The 23,320-nt window shown below is 66.5% G+C and carries 22 protein-coding genes; 16 read left to right on the forward strand and 6 right to left on the reverse strand.

Annotated elements, in window-relative coordinates; translation table 11 throughout:
• Nucleotides 1–3: 3 nt before the first annotated feature.
• Nucleotides 4–753: a M15 family metallopeptidase gene (locus tag WH5701_RS07795; protein WP_006171631.1), complete on the forward strand. Its 750-nt coding sequence runs from the start codon at nucleotides 4–6 to the stop codon at nucleotides 751–753.
• Here the strand turns inward: WH5701_RS07795 and WH5701_RS07800 are convergent.
• Together WH5701_RS07800 and sir are read right to left on the reverse strand one after the other, a co-directional pair.
• The gene (locus WH5701_RS07800; protein ID WP_156776595.1) at nucleotides 723–1,097 is read right to left on the reverse strand and encodes a hypothetical protein; all 375 of its coding nucleotides are present in this window, start codon (nucleotides 1,095–1,097) and stop codon (nucleotides 723–725) included. The genes WH5701_RS07795 and WH5701_RS07800 overlap by 31 nt on opposite strands.
• Before the next feature lie 2 nt (nucleotides 1,098–1,099).
• Nucleotides 1,100–2,818 carry a sulfite reductase, ferredoxin dependent gene (sir, locus tag WH5701_RS07805; RefSeq protein ID WP_037980743.1) on the reverse strand — a complete coding sequence of 573 codons (1,719 nt, stop codon included), beginning with the start codon at nucleotides 2,816–2,818 and terminating at the stop codon, nucleotides 1,100–1,102.
• 223 nt (nucleotides 2,819–3,041) lie between these two features.
• Here sir and glyS point away from each other — a divergent pair, with 223 nt between their 5' ends.
• A complete protein-coding gene (glyS, locus tag WH5701_RS07810; protein WP_006171634.1) occupies nucleotides 3,042–5,210 on the forward strand; it encodes a glycine--tRNA ligase subunit beta in 2,169 nt (722 codons plus the stop codon).
• Between the two features lie 29 nt (nucleotides 5,211–5,239).
• Here the strand turns inward: glyS and chlP are convergent, their stop codons facing one another.
• Nucleotides 5,240–6,646 (reverse strand): geranylgeranyl reductase, encoded by a 1,407-nt coding sequence (gene chlP, locus WH5701_RS07815; RefSeq protein ID WP_037979790.1) that lies wholly within the window; start codon nucleotides 6,644–6,646, stop codon nucleotides 5,240–5,242.
• Between the two features lie 119 nt (nucleotides 6,647–6,765).
• Here chlP and WH5701_RS07820 point away from each other — a divergent pair, with 119 nt between their 5' ends.
• The 7 genes from WH5701_RS07820 (at nucleotide 6,766) to ccsB (ending at nucleotide 13,425) form a co-directional block, all read left to right on the forward strand.
• Complete coding sequence (locus WH5701_RS07820) at nucleotides 6,766–7,512, forward strand: M15 family metallopeptidase (protein ID WP_006171636.1); 747 nt, start codon at nucleotides 6,766–6,768, stop codon at nucleotides 7,510–7,512.
• A 196-nt stretch (nucleotides 7,513–7,708) separates the two neighbouring features.
• A complete protein-coding gene (typA, locus tag WH5701_RS07825) occupies nucleotides 7,709–9,514 on the forward strand; it encodes a translational GTPase TypA (RefSeq protein WP_006171637.1) in 1,806 nt (601 codons plus the stop codon).
• Nucleotides 9,511–9,876: a DUF309 domain-containing protein gene (locus tag WH5701_RS07830; RefSeq protein WP_006171638.1), complete on the forward strand. Its 366-nt coding sequence runs from the start codon at nucleotides 9,511–9,513 to the stop codon at nucleotides 9,874–9,876. Before typA ends, WH5701_RS07830 begins: the two co-directional genes overlap by 4 nt.
• Nucleotides 9,877–9,994: 118 nt before the next feature.
• Entirely contained in the window at nucleotides 9,995–10,519 is a 525-nt protein-coding gene (locus WH5701_RS07835) for an LPS-assembly protein LptD (RefSeq protein ID WP_198005153.1), read from the forward strand.
• Complete coding sequence (gene lptB / locus WH5701_RS07840) at nucleotides 10,516–11,244, forward strand: LPS export ABC transporter ATP-binding protein (protein ID WP_006171640.1); 729 nt, start codon at nucleotides 10,516–10,518, stop codon at nucleotides 11,242–11,244. Before WH5701_RS07835 ends, lptB begins: the two co-directional genes overlap by 4 nt.
• Entirely contained in the window at nucleotides 11,241–12,446 is a 1,206-nt protein-coding gene (locus tag WH5701_RS07845; RefSeq protein ID WP_006171641.1) for an LptF/LptG family permease, read from the forward strand. Before lptB ends, WH5701_RS07845 begins: the two co-directional genes overlap by 4 nt.
• Nucleotides 12,447–12,516: 70 nt before the next feature.
• Nucleotides 12,517–13,425 carry a c-type cytochrome biogenesis protein CcsB gene (gene ccsB, locus WH5701_RS07850; protein ID WP_006171642.1) on the forward strand — a complete coding sequence of 303 codons (909 nt, stop codon included), beginning with the start codon at nucleotides 12,517–12,519 and terminating at the stop codon, nucleotides 13,423–13,425.
• Between the two features lie 59 nt (nucleotides 13,426–13,484).
• On the opposite strand, the gene rpe is transcribed toward ccsB, so the two are convergent.
• Nucleotides 13,485–14,168: a ribulose-phosphate 3-epimerase gene (gene rpe, locus WH5701_RS07855; RefSeq protein ID WP_006171643.1), complete on the reverse strand. Its 684-nt coding sequence runs from the start codon at nucleotides 14,166–14,168 to the stop codon at nucleotides 13,485–13,487.
• 167 nt (nucleotides 14,169–14,335) lie between these two features.
• On the opposite strand from rpe, the gene glpX reads away from it, so the two are divergent.
• From glpX to WH5701_RS07890, 7 genes are all read left to right on the forward strand, one after another.
• Nucleotides 14,336–15,340 carry a class II fructose-bisphosphatase gene (gene glpX, locus WH5701_RS07860; protein WP_006171644.1) on the forward strand — a complete coding sequence of 335 codons (1,005 nt, stop codon included), beginning with the start codon at nucleotides 14,336–14,338 and terminating at the stop codon, nucleotides 15,338–15,340.
• Between the two features lie 10 nt (nucleotides 15,341–15,350).
• A complete protein-coding gene (locus WH5701_RS07865) occupies nucleotides 15,351–16,661 on the forward strand; it encodes a glutamyl-tRNA reductase (protein ID WP_006171645.1) in 1,311 nt (436 codons plus the stop codon).
• A gap of 121 nt (nucleotides 16,662–16,782) precedes the next feature.
• The gene (locus WH5701_RS07870) at nucleotides 16,783–18,078 is read left to right on the forward strand and encodes a glucose-1-phosphate adenylyltransferase (RefSeq protein WP_006171646.1); all 1,296 of its coding nucleotides are present in this window, start codon (nucleotides 16,783–16,785) and stop codon (nucleotides 18,076–18,078) included.
• A gap of 87 nt (nucleotides 18,079–18,165) precedes the next feature.
• On the forward strand, nucleotides 18,166–19,584 hold the full coding sequence (gene gndA, locus WH5701_RS07875) for an NADP-dependent phosphogluconate dehydrogenase (RefSeq protein ID WP_006171647.1): 1,419 nt from the start codon (nucleotides 18,166–18,168) through the stop codon (nucleotides 19,582–19,584).
• A complete protein-coding gene (gene pgl / locus WH5701_RS07880) occupies nucleotides 19,584–20,315 on the forward strand; it encodes a 6-phosphogluconolactonase (RefSeq protein ID WP_037979791.1) in 732 nt (243 codons plus the stop codon). Before gndA ends, pgl begins: the two co-directional genes overlap by 1 nt.
• 14 nt (nucleotides 20,316–20,329) lie before the next feature.
• The gene (locus WH5701_RS07885) at nucleotides 20,330–20,884 is read left to right on the forward strand and encodes a CIA30 family protein (protein WP_037980751.1); all 555 of its coding nucleotides are present in this window, start codon (nucleotides 20,330–20,332) and stop codon (nucleotides 20,882–20,884) included.
• 1 nt (nucleotide 20,885) lies between these two features.
• The gene (locus WH5701_RS07890; RefSeq protein WP_006171650.1) at nucleotides 20,886–21,287 is read left to right on the forward strand and encodes a hypothetical protein; all 402 of its coding nucleotides are present in this window, start codon (nucleotides 20,886–20,888) and stop codon (nucleotides 21,285–21,287) included.
• On the opposite strand, the gene ilvD is transcribed toward WH5701_RS07890, so the two are convergent.
• The gene (gene ilvD / locus WH5701_RS07895) at nucleotides 21,278–22,948 is read right to left on the reverse strand and encodes a dihydroxy-acid dehydratase (RefSeq protein WP_037979792.1); all 1,671 of its coding nucleotides are present in this window, start codon (nucleotides 22,946–22,948) and stop codon (nucleotides 21,278–21,280) included. The two genes, WH5701_RS07890 and ilvD, sit on opposite strands and share 10 nt — an antisense overlap.
• Before the next feature lie 50 nt (nucleotides 22,949–22,998).
• Nucleotides 22,999–23,292, reverse strand: coding sequence for a hypothetical protein (locus tag WH5701_RS07900; RefSeq protein ID WP_006171652.1), 294 nt, complete (start codon nucleotides 23,290–23,292; stop codon nucleotides 22,999–23,001).
• Between the last annotated feature and the right edge of the window lie 28 nt (nucleotides 23,293–23,320).

Genomic DNA, 23,320 nt, shown 5'->3' on the forward strand with positions numbered 1-23,320 from the left:
AGTGTGAGCCCCAGCCTGCTCAGGCCCTGGAGCCCGATTCCGATCCAGGACACGGCCGAACCGCTGATTCCCCTGCCCAGGGAGATTCTGCGACTTGAGCCCCACCCCTACGCGTCGCTGGGAGCGCCCTACGGCGACGGCTGCAGCCCCTTCCAGCTGCGCAACGGCGTGGTGGAACGCCTGCTGGTGGCCCAGGGCGAGCTGCAGCGTCAACGCAGCGACTGGCGCCTGGCGATCTTCGACGGCTGGAGGCCCGTACGGGTGCAGCAGTTCATGGTGGAGCACACCATCGCGAGCGAATGCCGCCGGCTGGGGTTGGACCCTCGCCAGAGCGGGCCCGAGCTGGAGGCCGTGACCGCGGACGTGGGCCGTTTCTGGGCCCCCCCAAGCCTGGATCCAGCGACACCACCCCCCCACAGCACCGGCGGTGCTGTGGATCTCACCCTGGCCACCTCAGGCGGCGAACCGCTCGATCTGGGCGGGGAGATCGATGCGATCGGAGCTGTCTCGGAGCCTGATCACTACGACCCTTCGAAGCGAGAACAACGCCTGCAGAGTGGGAGCGGAGGGGCAGGGGTACTCGAGCTCGAGTGGCACGGGCGCCGCAGTCTGCTGCGTGAGGTGATGGCGGCTGCCGGATTTGCCCAGCACCCCAACGAGTGGTGGCACTTCAGCCACGGCGATCAGCTCTGGGCCTGGCGGCAGGGAGCGACGGCCGCGATCTATGGCGGCTGGGATCCCGGCAGGGGCTGACGCTGCAGCTCCCGCCAGATGCGGTCAGCTTCCTCCCGGCTGATCCGGTTCTCGTTGGCGCAGCGCTTGAGGCTGGCCTCTCCCAGCTCCAGCTGCATCTGACGAAGCCGCTGCAGCACCTGAGGGGGCTGATCGGCAAATTGCAGCAGCTGGCTCTGGTACGCCTTGAGCAGGTGGTCGGCCCGGCAGGTGTCACCGTCAGGTTGATAGATCGTGACGGGCGTTTTCGGCGGTGGTGGCATCGTGCGGGCCTCGAGCGGTGGGCACCAGGGGCTGATCACCCCCAGGACCAGGCTGGCTGCACTCAGCAGCAGGGGAGCAGAGCCGCTCTGCAGGGGAGCCATCATCAGCTCTCGGCAGGGAGCAGCCCCTGAATCCTCTCGGCGCCGAGGCCGGAGATGAACTGGCCGAAACTCTGACGACCGCCCGTGCTCTTCCAGAGCACCAGCAGCGGCTCCAGGGTGGCCTCCAGGTCGGCGAGGGGCATGCGCTCCAGGTAGGGAGCCGCCAGCTGGGTGAGGTTGGGGGTGCCGCCCAGCCAGAGCTGGTACTGCTCCACGCCGCTGCCCACCAGGCCCACTTCGGCCATGTAGGGCCTGGCGCAACCGTTCGGGCAGCCCGTCATGCGCAGCAGCAGCGGCCGTTCGATACCGAGCCGCTGCAGCAGAGCCTCCAGGCGCTCGAGCACCGCCGGCAGGATCCGCTCCGATTCGGTGATCGCCAGGCCGCAGGTGGGCAACGCCGGACAGGCGATGGCATGGCGCGACAGCAAAGACGGCGCTTCCGGCGCCTCGAAGCCCAGGGCGGCCAGGGCCTCCTTCACGCTGTTGCGCTGGGAGGTGCCGATCGAGCAGAGCAGCAGATCCTGGTTGGGGGTGAGCCGCACCTCCAGCTGGTAGGTCTCGACCAGGCGCCGCAGCCCGCGCTTGCGCTCACCCTCCAGCCGGCCGCAGACCAGGGGCAACCCCACGAACCAGAGCCCTCGGTTCTGGCGGTGCCAACCCAGGTAGTCGTCCAGGCGAGGCTTCGGTTCCCTCCGCAGGGGCTTGATCGGCGCGTCAAGGTAACGGCCGAGCTCCTGGCGGAACCAGTCGACCCCGCGGTCGTGGATCAGATACTTCATGCGCGCATGGCGCCGCTGCTCCCGGTCGCCGTGGTCGCGCTGGAGGGCCACGATGGCCTGCACCAGATCGAGCACATGCTCAGCCGCCACGTAGCCGAGGGGATCGGCGGTGCGGGCGAAGGTTTCCTCCTTGTTGTGGGTGCGGCCCATGCCGCCGCCCACGTAGACGTTGCAGCCGCGCAGACGTCCGGAGGGGTCGGTGAAGGCCACCAGACCGATGTCCTGGGTGAGCAGATCCACCGAGTTATCTCCCGGCACGGTGACGGCCACCTTGAACTTGCGGGGGAGGTAGGTGCCTCCGTAGAGCGGTTCGTTGGGGTCGCCGCTGAATCCAGCCCCCTGCAACTGCCGCTGACGGACGCGCTTCACGGCCGCTGCGGGCTTGAAGCGGTAGCTGTGGTCGCCATCCACCCAGAGATCCAGATACGACCCCTCGGCCGCCAGCGGGGAGAGCAGGTCGGCAATCTCATCGGCCAGACGCCTGGCGGCGGGATACCCCCCCTTTTCAAAGGGTGCGGCCGGAGCCATCACGTTGCGGTTGATGTCACCGCAAGCAGCGAGGGTTGAGCCCATCGAGCGCACGATCGTGCCGATCACCTCACGGATGTCGGCCTTGGCGATGCCATGCATCTGGAAGGCCTGGCGGGTGGTGAGCCGCAGGGTGCCGTTGCCGAGGCGATCAGCGAGATCATCCATCGCCAGATACAGGGGCACCGGAATGCGGCCAGCCGGGCTGCGCAGGCGCAGCATCATCTGCCAGTCCTTCTCCTGGCCCTTCTGGCGATTGTCGCGGTTGTCCTGCTGGTAGCTGCCATGGAACTTGAGGATCTGAACGGCCCCATCGGTGAAGAAGGGTTTGTCGTTCTCCAGTTCGGTGGCCAGGGGCTCCTTGAGGTAGTCGCTGGCGGCCTTCAGGCGCTCGAACTTGCTTGGAGGCTTGATGGCGGCGGCGGACTCGTCAGCGGCATTGCCGTTGGTGGCCGGAGAGGATCGAGAGGCTGCATCCACAGCCTCGGTTTCAACCTTGGTGTGGCCGGGCCCCGACGACTTGAGATGACGTTCGGGGGTGAGAGTCACAACAAAGGCATCAGCGTCCCTCGAAGGTAGCGAAGCAGGGTGAGGCTGACGGGCTTTCAATACAGTCACAGGCTGCTGAGCTGTACGAGTGGCCACGTTCCTGCTGGAAATCGGAACCGAAGAACTGCCGGCCGATTTCGCGCGCCTGGCCCTGCCTCAGCTGGAGCAGCAGGTGCGACATGACCTGGCCGCCCAGCGGCTGCCCCATGGCCTGGTGGAGGCCACCAGCACGCCGCGGCGCCTGGTGGTGCGCGTCGCCGATCTGCCCCTGAGCCAGGACGATCTGGCCGAGGAACGCAAGGGCCCCCCGGGGGGCCAGGCCTTTGTGGATGGCCAACCGGGCCCGGCCGCCATCGGTTTCGCCAACCGCTGCGGCGTCGATCCAGCCAGCCTGGAGCTGCGGGACACTCCCAAGGGTCCGTTCGTCTTTGCTCGCCTCCTGCAGCCAGGCCGACCAAGCAAAGAGGTGCTGGCGGAATGCATCCCGGCCTGGATCGCCGGCCTGCAGGGGAGGCGCTTCATGCGCTGGGGCGAGGGAGAGCTGCGCTTCAGCCGCCCGGTCCGCTGGCTGGTGGCCTTACTCGATCAGCAGGTGATCCCCGTGGTGCTGGAGGGCAGTGATCCACTGATCAGCAGCGGCCGGATCAGCCGGGGCCACCGCTTGTCGGAGCAAACCCTCACCATTCCTGACGCGGGCCTCCACAGCGAACTGCTGGCTGAAGCCGGTGTGCTGGTGGAACGGCAGCAGCGGGCCGACTGGATCCGCCAGCAGGTGCTCGCGGCCGCCAGCGCCGCCCAGGCAAGGCCCGATCTCCCCGAGGAGCTCTTCGAGGAACTGGTGGATCTGGTGGAGAGCCCCAGCCTGATCGAGGGATCGGTGGAGCCGCGTTTCCTCAACCTGCCGCCGGAGGTCCTGAGCACGGTGATGCGCAGCCACCAGCGCTACGTGCCCCTGCGCCGCCTGGACGCGGCGGAAGATCCTCTCGCCCTCTCGGCCCAGGCCAGCCTGCTGCCCCGCTTCCTCTGCATCGGCAACGGTCTGCCGGCGGCGGCCGCCACGGTGCGGCGGGGCAATGAGCGGGTGCTCAAGGCCCGCCTGGCTGATGCGGAGTTCTTTCTCCAGGCCGACCGTGCGATCAGCTGCGAGCAGCGGCGGGAGCGCCTCGCCAGCGTCACCTTCGCCGAAGGGCTAGGCAGCCTGCTCGATCGCAGTGATCGCCTGCTCTGGCTGAGCGAACTGCTGCTGCAGCACCTCTCCCTGACACGGGACCACCAGGAGGCTGCCCTGCGGGCCGCGCACCTGTGCAAGCACGATCTGGTCAGTCAGATGGTGGGTGAATTCCCAGAACTGCAAGGAGTGATGGGGGCCAAGTACGCCCTGGCGGAGGGGGAATCCAGGGCCGTGGCCCTGGCGGTGCTGGAGCACTATCTGCCGCGGGGAGCCGGGGATCTGCCGCCAAGCTCCGACGCCGGCGCTGTGGTGGCCCTGGCCGAGAGGCTGGAGCTGCTGCTGAGCATCTACGCCAAAGGAGAGCGGCCGAGTGGCTCCTCCGATCCCTATGCCCTGCGCCGGGCGGGCAACGGCGTGCTGCAGATCCTCTGGGAACGGGGCTGGTCTCTGAATCTGATCAACCTGCTGAAGCAGGCCAGCGCCCACTGGGCCCAGCTGTTGCCAGACCTGCAGCTCGATGCCCCCTCACTCGCCGGCGAGCTGGTGGAAGCTCTGCGCCTGCGGATGGTCTCCCTGCTCGATGAGGAAGGCTTCGATGCCGACCTGGTCCAGGCCGTGGCCGGTGATGGGGTGCCGGCCGAGCGGCTGCTGGGCGATCCGATCGACGGGCGAAAGCGGGTGGCCCTGCTGGCCCAGCTCCGCGTTGACGGCCAGCTGGCTCCGGTGCAGGCCGTGGTGCAGAGGGCGGCACGGCTGGCGGTCAAGGGAGACCTGCCGGTCGACGTGCTCAGCCCTACGGCTGTGGTGGATCCGGCCCTGTTCAGCTCCCCCAGCGAAGCCGGCATGTTGCAGGTGCTGCAGGAGCTGGATCCGATCCTCTCGCTACCCGACGGCGAGATCCGTTACCGCCAGCTGGCCAGCAAGTTGGCAGAGGGAGCCGAAGCCCTCTCCGCCTTCTTCGATGGCGCCAGCAGTGTGATGGTGATGTGCGACGACCCGGCCGTGCGCCGCAACCGACTGAACCTGCTGGCGGTGTTGCGCAATCAGGCCAGTGTTCTGGCCGACTTCAGCAAGCTCAGCGGTTGAGGCTGGAAGCACCAGCCTCTCCCCTTACCTCAGCCCTTGGCGGCCAGCGCGGGTTCACGCTCCTCGCTCACCTGAGGGTTGGCCACCACGGGTTGGGCCAGAGGTTCTCGCCTGGCTTTGCCCACGCCCTGCTGCTGCTCTGATTCCTGGGCCAGGGTGGCCAGCCAGGCTTCCATTTCCTCGGGGCTGCGGACCACGCTGGGCACAGGTTTGTACGACTGTGGAGCCAGGGCATTGCCGCGCAGCACGGCACCGAGGGTGAGCAGGGTGAGCTTGATCTGCTGCCAGGGATTCATCATCACCACCCGCTTGTAGAGATAGCTGTCGAAGGTGAGACGCTGCACGTCCTTGTCGTCGCACATCTCGACAAAGGCTTCGCGGGCCGCATCGTTGCGATAGAAAATGTTCTGGAGGATTTCCAGCACCTTGTAGGTGGCGCCGTACTGCTTGTCCCACTTGCGGATGTAGACCTTGAGATCCGCTTCCGTGGGGATCTTGGCTCCGGAAGCACTGGCGGCAACGATCTGTTCGGCGCACATGCGGCCGCTCTTGGCAGCGAAGTAGATCCCTTCTCCTGAACTCTTGGTGACGTAGCCAGCGGCATCCCCCACCAGGGCCATGCGGCCCACGACACGACGGGGCCTTGGATGTTCGGGAATCGGGTGAGCTTCCACCTTGATCACCTCACCGCGCAGAAGCCGGGCACTGGCCCGCTTACGGATGCCCTTCTGCAGGCTCTTGATCAGCGCCTGGTTCTTCTGCATCGTTCCGGTCCCCACGGCCACGTGGTCGTACTTGGGGAAGACCCAGGCATAGAAATCGGGGGAGACGTCAGTGCCGACATACATCTCGGCGAGATCCTCGTAGTAGCTCATCTCCTCCTTGGGCAGGCGGATGCGCTCCTGGAAGGCGATGGCGACGTTGTAGTCACCGGCGTCCATGGCCTTGGCCACGCGACTGTTGGCGCCATCGGCACCCACGATCAGATCCACTTCGAGGCTCTTGATCTCGCCGGTGGGGCCACCGCCGGAGTAGTCGGCGTAGTGGAGGGTGTAGGGACCCTGGCGGGCGGAACCGGTGTCGATCGACTGAACCAGACCATTGATCAGATGGGCCCCGAGCTCAGCGGCACGGTTGCGCAGGAATCCATCAAGGATCTCCCGGCGGCACATACCAATGTATTCGTTTTCGTTTTCAAGATGGATATCCACCTCACGATTGGAGGGGGAGATCATGCGCATGTTGCGAACCTTGCGATCGATGATCGACTCGGGAAGATCGAATTCTTCGACCATGCAAAGTGGAATGGCACCACCACAAGGCTTGGCATTGTCAAGCTTGCGTTCGAAGAGCCAGGTTTCGATTCCTGCTTTCGCTAGCACTTCGGCTACGCAGGAACCGCTCGGGCCGCCACCCACCACTGCGACTCGCAACATCTTGAAACCTGCTCCGCTGGAATGATCCTTGGGCGCGAAGCTAACACCCACGCCCAGCTCGATGTTGATCAGGCCAGGGCTGACATCTACGATTGTGACGAAGTTTGTTACGAGGTTGCGTGCCACCGCGAAGGCCGCCGCGCCTGAAGCGCAGCGAACAGCGCGAGGACCTGCCGGTGGCGCGCCGCTCCCTGCCCGAGGGCCGTGGCCGAAGGGGCCTGCTCAAGCCGGTGGCCACCACGACCGCCGTCCTGCTGGCACTGACGGCCGGCGGGGTGCTGCTCTTCCTTCAGCCCTTGCGGCTCTGGCTGGCGCCCCCGCCTGTGCCTGGCCTTGAGGCGCGCCAGACCCTCGATGGCCGCCTGCTGGGTCACTTCCCCTACCCCGAAGCGGCCGCCAGCAGCCTGGAGGCGGTGGCCCCTGGCCTGAAACTGCGGCCTGAGGCCGCCGATGCCCTGCTGGCCATGCAGCGAGCCGCCAGCGCCGATGGCGTCGACCTGCGGCTGCTCAGCGCCTTTCGCTCGATCGAGCTTCAGAAGGCCATCTTCTTCGATGTCAAGGCCGAGCGGAACCAGAGCGCCCAGGAGCGGGCCCAGGTGAGCGCGCCACCGGGGTTTTCAGAGCACAGCACCGGCTATGCGGTCGATCTGGGCGACGGCACCAACCCCCAGAGCCACCTGAGTGAAGGCTTCGACCGCACCGCCGCCTTCCGCTGGCTCGAGGCCAATGCCAATCGCTTCCACTACCAGCTGTCCTTTCCCAGGGGCAACAGCCAGGGGGTGAGCTATGAGCCCTGGCACTGGCGCTACGAGGGATCTCTGGAGGCCCTGCGCCTGTTCGAGACGGCAAGGCAACTGGGGCGGTGATCTGGCCCGTGAACTGAGCCATGGAGCAGGAGGGTCGAGATCTCAGGCCTGAATGTCCCCATTCAGCTCGGACGGCTCTTGTCGAGGGCTTCCCTTAACTGATGGAACCTGAGGCTTCCAGGTGGTCCTGGGATAAGGTGATGGATTGTTGCAACCGTTTCGGTTGCTGCCGACAAGATTAAGCGAGAGATCCCGTATGAGCGCCAATCAGAGCGCACCGATCCGCAACATCGCGATCATTGCCCACGTGGACCACGGCAAGACCACCCTGGTGGATGCCCTGCTTCAGCAATCGGGCATCTTTCGCGAAGGGGAGGCCGTGCCCACCTGCGTCATGGACTCCAACGACCTGGAGCGCGAGCGCGGCATCACGATTCTCTCCAAGAACACGGCGGTCACCTACGCCGGCACCCGCATCAACATCGTCGACACCCCAGGCCACGCCGATTTCGGCGGTGAAGTGGAGCGGGTGCTGGGCATGGTCGATGGGGCGCTGCTGATCGTCGACGCCAACGAGGGGCCGATGCCCCAGACGCGCTTCGTGCTCAAGAAGGCTCTGGAGCAGGGATTGCGGCCGATCGTGTTCGTCAACAAGATCGACCGGGCCCGGGTGGACCCCGAGCAGGCCGTCGACAAGGTCCTCGATCTCTTCCTTGAACTGGGCGCCGACGACGACCAGTGCGACTTCCCCTACCTCTTCGGCAGCGGCATGGGCGGTTACGCCAAGCCCGACATGGCCACCGAGAGCGACACCATGAAGCCGCTCTTCGACGCCATCCTGCGCCACGTCCCACCTCCGGTGGGAGATCCCACCAAACCCCTGCAGCTGCAGGTCACCACGCTCGATTACTCCGATTTTCTCGGACGGATCATGATCGGCCGGGTGCACAACGGCACGATCAAGGCGGGGCAGCCGGCCGCACTCATTCGCGACGACGGCAGCATCAAGCGCAGCCGCATCAGCAAGCTGCTGGGCTTCGAAGGACTGGCCCGGGTGGAGATCGCCGAGGCCCGCGCCGGAGATCTGGTGGCCGTGGCCGGTTTCGATGAGGTGAACATCGGCGAGACCATCGCCTGCCCTGATCACCCCGAAGCGCTGCCGCTGATCCGGGTGGATGAACCCACCCTGCAGATGACCTTCGTGGTCAATGATTCCCCCTTTGCCGGCAAGGAGGGCAAGTTCGTCACCAGCCGCCAGCTGCGTGACCGCCTGCAGAAGGAGCTGCTCACCAACGTGGCCCTGCGGGTCGAGGACACCGATTCCCCGGATCGCTTCGCCGTCAGCGGCCGTGGTGAACTCCACCTCGGCATCCTGATCGAGACGATGCGCCGGGAAGGCTTCGAATTCCAGGTGTCGCAGCCCCAGGTGATCTTCCGCACCATCGATGGCACCCCCTGCGAACCGGTGGAAACCCTGGTGATGGATGTCCCCGAAGATGCCGTCGGCAGCTGCATCGAGAAGCTGGGGATGCGCAAGGGCGAGATGCAGAACATGGAAACCGGCAGTGATGGACGCACCCAGCTGGAGTTCGTCGTTCCGGCTCGGGGCCTGATCGGCTTCCGCGGAGAGTTCGTGCGGGCCACCCGGGGTGAGGGGATCATGAGCCATTCCTTCTTCGAGTACCGCCCGATGCAGGGCGATTTCGATGCGCGCCGCAATGGCGTTTTGATTGCCTACGAGGAAGGCACCGCCACCTTCTATGCCCTGAAGGGTGCCGAAGATCGGGGCCAGTTCTTCATCACACCGGGCACCAAGGTGTACAAGGGCATGATCGTCGGCGAGCACAACCGACCGCCCGACCTTGAGCTCAACGTCTGCAAGGCCAAACAGGTCACCAACATCCGCTCGGCCGGTGCTGAGGTGCTCGACACCCTGCAGTCGCCGATCCAGATGACCCTGGAGCGGGCACTGGAATACATCGGCCCCGACGAGATGCTGGAGGTGACCCCTGAATCGATCCGGTTGCGCAAGCTGCCGGCGAAGAAGCCCGCCAAGCGTTGAGCGAGGCCCTCGAGGACGACCCCCGCTTCCGGCAGGCGGTCGTCCTCTTCAATGCCGGTCAGTGGTACGCCTGCCACGACGGGCTCGAGGAGCTTTGGCATGAAACCCTGGGCCCGGACCGACCCGTGCTCCAGGGGATGCTGCAGATCGCCGTGGCCCACCTCCATCTGGAGCGAGGCAACGAGCGCGGCGCCACCGTGCTGCTGGGTGAAGGGGTGGGCCGTCTGGCCAACAGCGGTCCTGAGGCGCTCGGCCTCGACCTCGACCATCTGCGCCAGGTCAGCACCGCCCGTTTGCGCTGTCTGCAAGCTGGCGGCGATCCATCAGGACTGCCCCTGCCCAGCCTGCGGCCGCAGGCCTGAGCGTCCGCCCTGCCGCTGAGCTCCCGACATCGGCCCGTAGATTGCCAACTCAGATTGGTTCAACACCCACCATTGCCGCTGAGATGTGAGCACTGCCCAGCAGGTGAGCCCCGTCGAGATGTCCGAACCGCTCCGGTGGCCAAGGCGACGTCATGTGATGCCGGCCCTGGCAGCCATGCTCCTGATGCTGGCTTCAGCGGAGAGCAGCCGTGCCCAGCCGATCCAGCCCGGTGAACAGGTCGGCCCCGCTTTGGACCAAGTGCCGGCAGTGCCAGCCCCTGCACCCACCGGCCAGGTCACGATCGAATCCGACCGCCAGCAGGCCGACAACGTCACCGGGATCATCACCGCCACGGGCAACGTCCGGATCGTTTATCCCGACCGCCGGGTGGTGGCCACCTCCCGACAGGCCCAGTACTTCACCCGGGAGGGGATGATCATTCTCAGCGGCGATGTGGATGTGGTCCAGGACGATGGCAACCTGCTGCGGGCCGACCGGGTCACTTACCTGGTGGAGCGGGAACGGGCCCTGGCCCAGCCCCTGGAAGGCCAGCAGGTGTTCAGCAAACTCCTGATTCAGACCACACCCCAGGTTCAGCCGCCGGGAGCGCAACCTCAGCCCCTCACCCCGCCGCTTCGATGAGCCTCTCCCTGGAGAGCGTCACCCTGAGCCTGGGCGGCCGTCCCCTGGTCAAGGAGGTGAGCCTGGAGCTGGAACCCGGAGAAGTGGTGGGCCTGCTGGGACCCAACGGAGCGGGCAAGACCACCACCTTCAACCTGGTGACGGGTCAGCTCAGGCCCGACAAGGGTCAGGTGCTGCTGGATGGACGCCGGGTCGAAGGCCTGCCGATGCCCAAACGGGCGCGTCTGGGCATCGGCTACCTGCCCCAGGAAGCCAGTGTGTTTCGCCAGCTCACGGCCCGCGAGAACCTGCAGCTGGCCCTGCAACAGAGCGGAACCCCGGTGCGGGTGCGGCGCCAGAGGTTGGAGGAGTTGATCGAGGAATTTCATCTCAGCAGGTTCCAGCACCGCCGAGGCTTCCAGCTCTCAGGTGGTGAGCGCCGGCGCTGTGAGGTGGCTCGGGCCCTGGCCGTGGGCCGCGAGGGACCGCGTTATCTGCTGCTGGATGAACCCTTCGCGGGCGTCGATCCCCTGGCGGTTGCCGATCTGCAGGCATTGATCGGCAATCTGCGCCAGCGGGGCATGGGCCTGCTGATCACCGACCACAACGTGCGCGAGACGCTGGCCATCACCGACCGTGCCTACATCCTCACCGAGGGGAGCATTCTTGCCTCGGGCCCCTCCTCGGATGTGGCCAGCAACCCCCTGGTGCGGCGTCACTATCTGGGCGAGGGATTCCAATTGTGAGCGCATCCACCAAGCCACAGACCACACCGGTGGTTCAGCGGGTGCTGAAGCCGTTCATGCTCTCCTGGCAGCGGTTACCCCTGATGGATCGCTGGCTCACCAACGAGCTGATGGGTCCGCTGCTGTTCGGTGTCGCGGCCTTCACGGCAGTGTCGCTCTCGGTGGGGGTGGTATTCGAGCTGGTGCGGCGTGTAGCCGAATCGGGTCTGCCGCTGCTCACGGCCCTGCAGGTGCTTGGACTGCGGATGCCCGGCTTCCTGGTGCTCTCGTTTCCGATGGCCACCTTGATGGCCACCCTGCTGGCCTACAGCACCCTCTCGAGCAACAGTGAACTGATTGCCCTGCGCAGCGTCGGGGTCAGCACCTGGCGCATGGTGTTGCCGGCCCTGATCGTGGCGGTGCTGATGAGCCTGCTCACCTTCGTGTTCAACGACCTGATCGTTCCCAGCGCCAATCTGGAGGCGACCAACACCTTGAATCAGGCCCTTGGCAAGGCGATCGCGGCGGAGAAGGGCAGCAACATCATCTATTCGCGCTTCAGCCGTCGCCCCAGCAAGCTTGATGAGAGTGGCAGCGAGCGCTACCTCTCCCAACTCTTTTACTCCCGGCAGTTCAAGGATGGAGAGATGGAGGAAGTCACGGTCCTTGATTTCAGCCGCCCCAGCGGAACCCAGATCCTCAAGGCCAAAACGGGCACCTGGAACGATGAAGCGGGGATGTGGGAATTCCGCGACGGGCAGATTGTGCTGGTGGGCGACAGCGAAACCACCACCTCAGCCAAGTTCGATCGCTATCTCTACCCGCTCGACCAGGGACCCCTCAAGCTGGCGGCCCTGCCCAAGGATGCGGCCAGCATGTCGGTGTCAGAAGCCCTGCGGGCTGAAACTCTGCTGAGGGAAGCGGGCGATCAGAAGGAAGCCCGGCGCTTGAGGGTGCGCATCCAGGAGAAGTTCGCCTTTCCGGCCATCTGCCTGGTGTTCGGCCTGATCGGCAGCAGCCTCGGGGTCAGGCCCAATGCCCGCACGAGCCGCAGCCAGGGGTTCGGCATCAGCGTGCTGCTGATCTTCTCCTATTACCTGATGTCGTTCATCTTCAGCTCCCTGGGGGTGAAGGGCACACTCGGCCCCGTGCTGGCGGCCTGGTCCCCGGTGCTGATCGGCCTGCTGCTGGGCCTGCTGCTGTTGCGCCAGGCCAGCCGCTGAACCGGTCCCCGTCCAGCCAGGCCTGCAGGCAGACTGGCTTGCAGATCCGCCCCGCCTTGAGCGCGCTGCAGTGAACGAACCGGTTCTCTCCCTCGGCCTGCTGGCCTTCGCCCTGCTGCTGCTGGCCCTGCCCCTGGCCTTCTGGGGCCTCAGCGGCGGCCGCTCCAGCAGCGCAGTCCGCTTATTGGTTGCGGCCGCCAATCTGAGCCTCACGGCCCAGCTCACTCTGCGCTGGTGGGACTCCGGCCACTTCCCGATCAGCAACCTCTACGAATCCCTCTGCTTCCTGGCCTGGGCCTGCACCCTCACCCAGCTGCTGGTGGAGCGCTCCTGGCCCAGTCCACTGGTGCCGGCCGCGGCAACACCCATGGGCCTGGGCTGCCTGGCCTTCGCCAGCTTCGCCCTGCCCGATCGGCTGCAGGAAGCCTCACCCCTGGTGCCGGCTCTGCGCTCCAGCTGGCTGGTGATGCACGTGAGCGTGATCATGGTGAGCTACGCCGCTCTCCTGGTGGGATCACTGCTCTCGGTGGCCGTGCTCTTCACCGATCGCGGCCAGGACCTGCAACTGCGCAGCAGCTCCATCGGCAGCGGCGGCTATCGCCAGGCCAAGCTGGCCGGTGAAGCGGGCGAGCTGCGCCTGAGCAGCGTGTCGATCGGGGTGAGCGAGCAACTCGACAGCCTCAGCTACCGCACGATCACCGTGGGCTTCCTGCTGCTCTCGGTGGGCCTGGTGAGTGGAGCCGTGTGGGCGAATGAAGCCTGGGGCAGCTGGTGGAGCTGGGACCCCAAGGAAACATGGGCTCTGATCTGCTGGCTGGTCTACGCCGCCTATCTGCACAGCCGGCTGAGTCGGGGCTGGCAGGGCCGCCGTCCCGCCCTGGTGGCAGCGGCGGGTCTGGTGGTCATCGTCGTCTGTTACATCGGCGTGAACCTGCTGGGCATCGGCCTGCACAGCTACGGCTGGTTCCTGGGCGCCTGACGGGGAAGCCGGGCCAAAGCCAAAGGCCCGGTCCCCCCGTTGTTCGGTCCCCCCGTTGCTCAGGCCAGCACGGCCGCAGGTCTGCGGCTGTGGCGGATTCCCTCGATCGCCGCGCGGTAGTCGGGGGCGTTGAACACGGCCGAACCAGCCACGATCGCGTTGGCGCCGGCTTCCACCACCTGCCAGGTGTTGTTGGCCTTGAGGCCCCCATCCACTTCGATCCAGGGATCCAGTCCACGTTCGTCGCACATCCGGCGCAGGCGACGGACCTTCTCCACAGCCGAGGGGATGAAGCTCTGGCCCCCGAATCCGGGGTTGACGCTCATGATCAGCACCAGATCGCAGAGCTCGAGGCAGTACTCGAGGGTTTCCAGGGGAGTGCCGGGGTTCAGCACGGCGCCAGCTTTCTTGCCGAGGTCCTTGATCTGGCCCAGGTTGCGGTGCAGGTGCGGGCAGGCTTCCACCTGCACGTAAATGTGGTCGGCGCCTGCCTTGGCGAAATCGCCCACATAGCGCTCCGGCTCCACGATCATCAGGTGGACATCGAGGGGCTTGCTGGTGACGGGGCGCAGGGCCTCGACGATCAGCGGGCCGATGGTGATGTTGGGAACGAAACGGCCGTCCATCACGTCGACATGGATCCAGTCGGCTCCAGCCTCGTCTACGGCCCTCACCTCGTCACCGAGGCGGGCAAAATCAGCGGAAAGGATCGACGGGGCGATCACCAGAGGCTTCGTGCTCATGGTTGGGGCCACCGGGGGCGAAGGGAGCCTGGTGATTGTAGGAACGTGGGGTGGGGCCTCCCACGCGGCGCTGATACAGTGACGCCCGCTTCTTGTCGGAAAGACCTTGCTGCAGCTGGTCTGCCTGTCTTTCTGCTGACGCCTTCTCTCCCCCCTGCCGGACCGTCGTGGATCGCACCCTCATTCAGGAACTGCTCGAAGTCGTCGAGCAGGCCGCCATCGCCTCCGCCCACCTCACCGGGCTCGGCAAGAAAGATGAGGCCGATGCCGCCGCCGTTGAAGCGATGCGCACCCGCATGGGCTCCATCGCCATGCAGGGCCGGATCGTGATCGGCGAGGGCGAGCGGGATGAGGCCCCCATGCTCTACATCGGTGAGGAAGTGGGCAGCGGCACTGGCCCCGGCGTCGATTTCGCCGTGGATCCCTGCGAGGGCACCAATCTCTGCGCCAACGCCCAGGACGGCTCGATGGCGGTGCTGGCCGCCTCCGACCGCGGCGGACTGTTCAACGCCCCCGACTTCTACATGAAGAAGCTGGCTGCACCCCCGGCCGCCAAGGGCAAGGTGGACATCCGCAAGAGCGCCACCGAGAACATCGCCATCCTGAGCGAATGCCTGGGCATGCCCGCCAGCGATCTGACGATCGTGGTGATGGACCGCGCCCGCCACAAGGACCTGATCGCGGAGATCCGCGCCACCGGCGCCCGGGTGAAGCCGATCAGCGACGGTGACGTTCAAGCCGCGATTGCCTGCGGTTTCGCCGGCACCGGCACCCACTGCCTGATGGGCATCGGCGCCGCACCAGAAGGCGTGATCTCCGCTGCTGCCCTGCGCTGCCTCGGCGCCCATTTCCAGGGCCAGCTGGTGTATGACCCCGCCATTGCCCAGACCAGCGAGTGGGCCGACTACACCAAGGAAGGCAACATCGAGCGGCTCAACTCGATGGGCATCACCGACATCGACAAGGTCTATGAGGCCGAAGAGCTGGCTTCCGGTGAGAACGTTGTGTTTGCCGGCAGTGGCATCACCCCCGGCCTGCTGTTCAAAGGGGTGGTGTTCGAGCGCGACTGCACCCGCACCAGCAGCCTGATCATCAGCTCGCTCGACTCCTCGGCCCGCTTCACCGATACGGTGCACATCAAGCCCGGCGCCCAGAGCGTCGCCCTGCGCTGAGCCGCCTCCCATGCACATCGCCGTCGTCGGCCTCAGCCACCGCACGGCTCCGGTGGAGATCCGGGAGCGACTGAGCATCCCCGAGCAGACCATGGAGGAATCCCTCCAGAACCTGCGCGGGGACTCGCAGGTTCTGGAGGCCTCCATCCTCAGCACCTGCAACCGGCTCGAGATCTATACCCTGCTGCGCAGCCCCGAGCAGGGCATCCATGCCGTGGGCAGCTTCCTGAGCCAGCACTCCGGGCTCGACTTCGGGGAGCTCACGCCCCATCTGTTCACCTACCACCACGAGGAAGCGGTGGCCCATCTGTTGCGGGTGGCCGCCGGCCTCGACAGCCTCGTGCTGGGGGAGGGTCAGATCCTCTCCCAGGTGAAGAAGATGGTGCGGCTGGGCCAGGAACACGGCTCGATCGGACCGATCCTCAACCGCCTGCTCAACCAGGCGGTGAGCACCGGCAAACGGGTACGCAGCGAAACCAACCTCGGCACCGGTGCGGTCTCGATCAGCTCCGCCGCCGTGGAACTGGCCCAGCTCAAAGTGGGCCAGGCCCGGGGCCTCGACGAGCTCGTGCCACTGGATCAGGAGCAGGTGGCGGTGGTGGGGGCCGGGCGCATGGCCAGGCTGCTGCTGCAGCACCTGCAGGCCAAGGGCTGCCGCGGCCTGGTGCTGCTCAATCGCACGGCGGAACGTGCCGAGGCCCTGGCCGCTGATTTCCCTGAATTCCCCGTCCAGTGCCGCCCGCTGAGCGACCTGGACCACTGCCTGAGCACCTGCTCCCTGGTGTTCACCAGCACTGGAGCCGAGGAGCCGATCATCGACGCCGGGCGGCTCAGCGGCCTGAACCGGCGCTCGTCACTGATGCTCATCGACATCGGTGTTCCTCGCAACATCAGCGCCGACGTGAGCCATCTCGGCGGTGTCGACGCCTTCGACGTCGACGATCTCCAGGAGGTGGTGACCCGCAACCAGGAGGCCCGCCGCGACATCGCCGTGGAGGCCGAAGGGCTGCTGCAGGAGGAGGCTCGTCAGTTCCTGGAATGGTGGGATGGGCTGGAGGCGGTCCCCACCCTCAACCGCCTGCGCCAGCAGCTGGAACAGATCCGCGAGCAGGAACTGCAGAAGGCCCTCAGCCGCATGGGTCCCGACCTCTCAGCGCGGGAGCGCAAGGTGGTGGAAGCCCTGAGCAAGGGCATCATAAATAAAATCCTGCATAGCCCGGTCACCAACCTGCGGGCACCCCAGCCCCGCCAGCAGCGCCATCAGGCGATGCAGGTGCTCCACCAGCTCTTTGCTCTCGACGGAGAGGACGAGGAGAGCTGATGTGGCCTGGGCTACAGCGGCTTGCCACGTTTTTGTGTTCAGCCCTGGCGTACGGGCTTCTGGAGGCACCTGATCCGGTACGGTGCACCCACGCTGATGGCAGCAGTCTCGGAGGGCAGTGATGAAGCGGGTTCTGGCGATCATTCTCGGCGGAGGCGCCGGCACCCGGCTCTATCCCCTCACCAAGATGCGGGCCAAGCCGGCTGTACCACTCGCCGGCAAGTATCGCCTGATCGATATACCGATCAGCAACTGCATCAACTCGGGGATCAACAAGATCTACGTGCTCACGCAGTTCAACAGTGCCTCGCTGAACCGGCACCTCACCCAGAGTTACAACCTCTCCGCCGGCTTCGGGCAGGGGTTCGTGGAAGTGCTGGCCGCCCAGCAGACCCCCGACAGCCCCACCTGGTTCGAGGGCACCGCCGATGCCGTGCGCAAATACCAGTGGCTGTTCCAGGAATGGGACGTGGATCAATACCTGATCCTCTCCGGCGATCAGCTGTACCGGATGGATTACAGCCGTTTCGTGGATCACCACATCCAGTCCGGCGCCGACCTCACGGTGGGAGCCCTGCCGGTGGACGCCGAACAGGCCGAAGGCTTCGGGCTGATGCGCACCGACCTCGATGGCCGCATTCGTGAGTTCTCCGAGAAGCCCAAGGGCGCAGCCCTTGAGGCCATGAAAGTGGACACGGCCCGCCTGGGACTGGCGGAAGCCGAGGCCACCCGCAGGCCTTACCTGGCCTCGATGGGCATTTATGTCTTCAGCCGCGACACGCTTTTCGATCTGCTGGCGCAGAACCCCGGCTCCACCGATTTCGGCAAGGAGATCATTCCCACCGCGCTTGGTCAGGGTGACAATCTCAGGGCCTACCTCTTCGATGACTACTGGGAGGACATCGGCACGATCGGGGCCTTCTACGAAGCCAACCTGGCCCTGACCGACCAACCGAGGCCGGCCTTCTCCTTCTACGACGAGAAGTTTCCGATCTACACCCGACCCCGCTACCTCCCGCCCAGCAAGCTTCTGGATGCCCAGGTCACCCAGTCGATCATCGGCGAAGGTTCCCTGCTGCAGGATTGCAGCATTCACCACTGTGTGCTCGGCGTTCGCTCGCGCATCGAAAGTGAAGTGGTGCTGCAGGACACCCTGGTGATGGGAGCCGACTTCTTCGAATCCAGCGAGGAGCGGGCCGTGCTGCGCGAACGGGGCGGCATCCCGGTGGGGGTGGGCCGCGGCACAACCGTGCGCCGGGCGATCCTCGACAAGAACGTCCGCATCGGGCGCAACGTCACGATCGTCAACAAGGACGGGATCGAGGAGGCCGACCGGCCTGAACTGGGCTTCTACATCCGCAACGGCATCGTGGTGGTGGAGAAGAACGCCACCATCGCCGACGGCACCGTGATCTGAGCGCTTGCTGACACAGGGCGCGAGCCAACGGCGTTCGGGCAGGCTCAAGGCCACACTGAATCCGAACGGCCTGCACGCCAACTTCTCATGAGCAAAGCACACTTCGGCCTGATCGGCCTCGGAGTGATGGGCGAGAACCTGGTCCTCAACGCCGAACGCAACGGTTACTCCAGCGTCGTCTTCAATCGCACTTACGCCAAGACCGAAGACTTCCTCAAGGGGCGGGCTGCCGGGCTGAACATCATCGGCGCCCACACCCTTGAGGAGTTCGTCGGAGCCCTGGAGCGACCCCGCCGCATTCTGATGATGATCAAGGCGGGCTCACCCATCGACGCGATGATCGCCCAGATCTCCCCTCTGCTGGAGGACGGTGATCTGCTGATCGACGGCGGCAACTCCCTCTACACCGACACCGAGCGGCGGGTGAAGGAGCTGGAGAGCCAGAGCTTCGGCTACATCGGCATGGGGGTCTCCGGCGGCGCCAAGGGGGCCCTGGAGGGTCCGAGCATGATGCCCGGCGGCACCAAGGCCGCCTACGACGCCATCGAGGGGCTGGTGCGCAAGATGGCCGCCCAGGTCGACGACGGCCCGTGCGTCACCTACATCGGCCCCGGCGGTGCCGGCCATTTCGTCAAGACCGTCCACAACGGCATCGAGTACGGGATCGAGCAGATCCTGGTGGAGGCCTACGACCTGATGAAGCGCTGCGCCGGCATGGATGGCCTGGCGATGGCCCAGGTGTTCGACGGCTGGAACCAGCTCGAGGAGCTCTCCTCCTATCTGGTGGAGATCACCGAGGTCTGCCTGCGCACCCGTGATCCCGAGGATGGCGGTGATCTGGTGGAGAAGATCCTCGACGTGGCCGGTCAGAAGGGCACCGGTCTATGGACCGTGGTCAGCGCGCTGGAGATGGGAGTGCCGGTGCCCACCATCTACGCGGCGCTCAATGCCCGGGTGATGAGCTCCCTGCACAGCGAGCGTCTGGCGGCGGCCAGCGTGATCGATGCTCCGGCGGCGGCCGCTGCGGTGTCGCTGGGGGAACCCTCCAAGGGCATGCCGGCCCTGCGTGATGCCATCACTCTGGCCTGCATCGCCAGCTACGCCCAGGGCATGGCCCTGATGGTGGAGGCCTCCGCCCTGCACGAGTACCACCTCAACCTCTCCTCGATCGCCCAGATCTGGAAGGGGGGCTGCATCATTCGCGCCAAGCTGCTGCAGCGCATCCAGAACGCCTACGACACCAATCCGGATCTGGCCAACCTGATGGTGGACCCCTGGTTCGCCGAGCAGGTGAACGCCCGACTGAGCGGCCTGCGTCAGGTGGTGGCCGGTGCGGCCCTGGCCGGCATTCCCGTGCCCTGCCTGAGCAGCACCCTCGATTACATCGACAGCTACCGCACGGCCCGGCTGCCCCAGAACCTGCTGCAGGCCATGCGCGACTGCTTCGGCGCCCACACCTACCAACGGGTGGACCGCGAGGGCAGTTTCCACACCGAGTGGCTGTGATGCGCAGCCAGTCGCCGGCGAGCTACCGGATCGAAGTGGCCGCCGACGGCGACGAACTGGCCCGGCGCACCGCCGAGACCATCGCCGCCTGCATCGATCTGGCCCTGGCCCAGCGTGACCGGGCCCAGATCGCTCTGGCCGGCGGTGGCACCCCCGCCGCCGCCTACCGGCTGCTGGCGCGGGAGCGGCTGCCCTGGCAGCGGGTGGATGTGCTGCTGGGCGATGAACGCTGGGTGGCGGCCGACGACCCCTCCAGCAACGCCCTGATGCTGCGCCAGACCCTGCTGGCGGAGGGCCCTGGCTCCGAGGCCCATTTCCAGCCGGTGCCCACCGATCTGGAAAGCCCCGAGGCCAGCGCCGCCGCCTATGCCGCCCTGGTGGCCAGGACCTGCGCCGGGGATCCACCGGTCTTCGATCTGGTGCTGCTGGGTCTGGGGGAGGACGGCCACACAGCCTCGCTCTTTCCCGGCACCCCGGCCACCGCGGTGACCGATCGAGAAGCCACGGTGAGCGAAGGCAAGGGGCTGCCCCGCGTCACCCTCACCGCTCCGGTGCTGAGCGCGGCGCGCCAGGTGCTGTTCCAGGTGAGCGGAGCGGGCAAGCAGCAGGCCCTGCGCCGATTGCTGGATCCCGAAGAATCACCCGAGCGCACCCCGGCACGGCTGGTGAGCCCCCGCCAGCCGGTGCTGATCCTCGCCGATGCCGCCGCTGCGGCAGGCTTGGGGGAGTGATCGAGCTGGCCCTGATGGTGGCACCCCTGCTGGTGGTGAGCGGTGATGGATTCAGTGGCTGGCTGGCCCTCAACGACACGATCATGGGCGGGAGCAGCAGCGGCGTCTGCCGCAGCGGACCATCGGGGCTGGTGCTGGAGGCGGAGGTGATCGAAACCGGTGGCGGCTTCGTGAGCTGCCGCTCCCCCCTGTTCTCACCGCCCCTGGATCTGAGCGCCTACCGGGCCCTCCAGCTCGATCTGCTCGGCGACGGACGGCGTTACAAGCTGGCGGTGGCCTGCGCCGATGGGGTGGCTGGCCTCACGGAGCTGATCCCAGGAGGGCTGCGCTGGGTGAGCGAATTCGCCACCAGTTCGGAGGGCCTAACCACCGTGGAGATCCCCTTCGAGAAGCTGAAGGCCTCGGTGCGGGCCCAGCCCATGGCGCTGCCCCTGCTGCGCTTTGATCCCTCCCGGATCACACGGCTGCAGATCCTGCACTCGAAGTTCGGTGACGATGGCCGGCCCAATCCCGGCTTCCGCGCCGGTGCCCTGCGCCTCGGTATCGAAGCGATCCGGGCCGTTCCCTGAGGTGGAGAGCCTGAGCGAAGCCGTTGATGGGCCCGGCCCCAACGATCTGCTCAGGCGGGTGGCGGCGGCGGCTGATCTCTGCTTGAAACCCCACCGCCACGCCGTGGTGATCAGCTCCGAGCCGGGCGAAGAGGAGTGCACCCTGAGGCTGCAGTGCCGCCGGGCGGATGGTGAGCGGGCGGAGCTCAACGACATCGAGCTGGAGATCTACCGCAGTGGAGAGGATCTGCACCTGATGCTGAGTTGGCCAGAGCAAACGGATCACCCCATGCTCTGGCAGGGCAACCACCCGGTCTGGATGGATGGCGACAGTGGCCAGCGCTGCGAGCGGCCTGTCGCGGGTGCGGCACTGGAGGCCCTGGCCCGGCGGCTGCGGGCCCTGCTCAGCCCTGCTCAACCCTGATCGGTGACCGCCCCCAGGCTGCTGCTGCTCACCAGCCGGGCGTACTTGCCCAGCACTCCAGTGCGGTAGCGCGGTTCGGGCCTGACCCAGGCCGCCCGGCGCCGCTCCAGCTCGCTGGTTTCCACATTGAGCTGGATGAGCAGCTGATGGGCATCAACGGTGATGCTGTCGCCCTCCTGCACCAGGGCGATGGTGCCGCCCACGGCGGCCTCGGGGGCCACATGGCCCACCACCAGGCCGTAGGAGCCCCCGCTGAAGCGACCGTCGGTGATCAGCGCCACCGATTCCCCCAGGCCCTGGCCCACGATCGCGGCCGTGGGCGAGAGCATCTCACGCATGCCGGGCCCGCCCACCGGGCCCTCGTAGCGCACCACCACCACATCACCGGCATGGACCTCACCGGCGAGGATCGCCTCCAGGGCGCTCTCCTCACTCTCGAACACCCGGGCCGGCCCCGTGATCACCGGGGTCTTGACGCCACTGATCTTGGCGACGGCCCCTTCCTCGGCCAGGTTGCCCTTGAGGATCGCCAGGTGACCCTTGGCATAGAGCGGATTGGAGAGGGGCCGGATCACGTCCTGATCGGCGGGGGGCTCGCTGGGCACCTCCGCCAGCACCTGCTTGAGCGTGAGGCCTTCGATGGTGCGGCAATCGCCGTGCAGCAGGCCGGCATCCAGCAGCAGCTTCATCACCTGGGGAATGCCGCCGGCCCGGTGCAGATCCACCGTCACGAAACGGCCGCTGGGCTTGAGATCGCAGATCACCGGCACCCGCTGACGGATCGTCTCGAAATCGTCGATCGTGAGCGGCACCTCGGCGGTGCGGGCGATCGCCAGCAGGTGCAGCACCGAATTGGTGGACCCCCCCACCGCCATGATCACGCTGATGGCGTTCTCGATCGCCTCGCGGGTGATCAGATCACGGGGGCGGATGTTCGCCTCGATGGCCCGCACCAGCACCTCGGCGGAGCGGGCAGCGCTCTCGGCCTTCTCCGGATCCTCGGCCGTCATGGTGGAGCTGCCCGGCAGGCTCAGGCCCATCGCTTCGAACGCCGAACTCATCGTGTTGGCGGTGAACATGCCGCCGCAGCTGCCGGCGCCGGGGCAGGCGTTCTTCTCGATCGCCAGCAGTTCCTCCTCATCGATGCGACCGCCCGAGAACTGACCAACAGCCTCGAAGGCACTCACCACGGTGAGGTCGCAGGGGCCGAGCCGGCCGGGTTTGATCGTGCCGCCGTACACGAAGATCGCCGGGATGTTCATGCGCGCCATCGCCAGCATGGCGCCGGGCATGTTCTTATCGCAGCCGCCGATGGCCAGCAGGCCATCCATGCTCTGGGCGTTGCAGGCGGTTTCGATCGAATCAGCGATCACCTCCCGGCTCACCAGGGAATACTTCATCCCCTCGGTGCCCATCGAGATCCCGTCGCTGACGGTGATCGTGCCGAACATCTGTGGCATGGCCCCAGCCAGACGGGCAGACTCCTCGGCGCAGCGGGCCAGATCGTTCAGGCCGATGTTGCAGGGCGTGATCGTGCTGTAGCCATTGGCGATGCCGATGATCGGCTTGTTGAAGTCACCGTCGCCGAAGCCCACGGCCCGCAACATGGCGCGGTTGGGAGAACGCTGAACGCCTGCGGTGATGGCGGCGGAACGGAGCATGAACCCTTCTGTGGCACCGCAAGCAACTTACCGAGGCGTGCTGCCGCGGCTCAGGCTTCGGGGCTGAGGGTCTCCAGCTGACGGCGCACGTCTTCGATCGCCCGGTTCAGCTCGTTCACCTTGTGCTGCAGCTCCCGCTCCAGCAGGGGCCTGCGCTCGCCGTCATCGCCGTCGCGGGAGCCCGCCTGCAGGCGCGAGAGGGTGAGGCTGCGCCGCTGCCGCTGGGCCAGGCGGCGGCTCTCGGCCTCTGCCAGCAGCCACCAGGCCAGACCGGCGGCACCGATCACCGCCCCGGCGATGGCACTGGCCAGGATGGGACTGGCGGGGGATCCGCGTTCGGCCATTGGTGTTCGATCCTCCAATCCCCTGATA

The organism is Synechococcus sp. WH 5701 (genome assembly GCF_000153045.1).
Classification (GTDB): domain Bacteria; phylum Cyanobacteriota; class Cyanobacteriia; order PCC-6307; family Cyanobiaceae; genus Regnicoccus_A; species Regnicoccus_A antarcticus.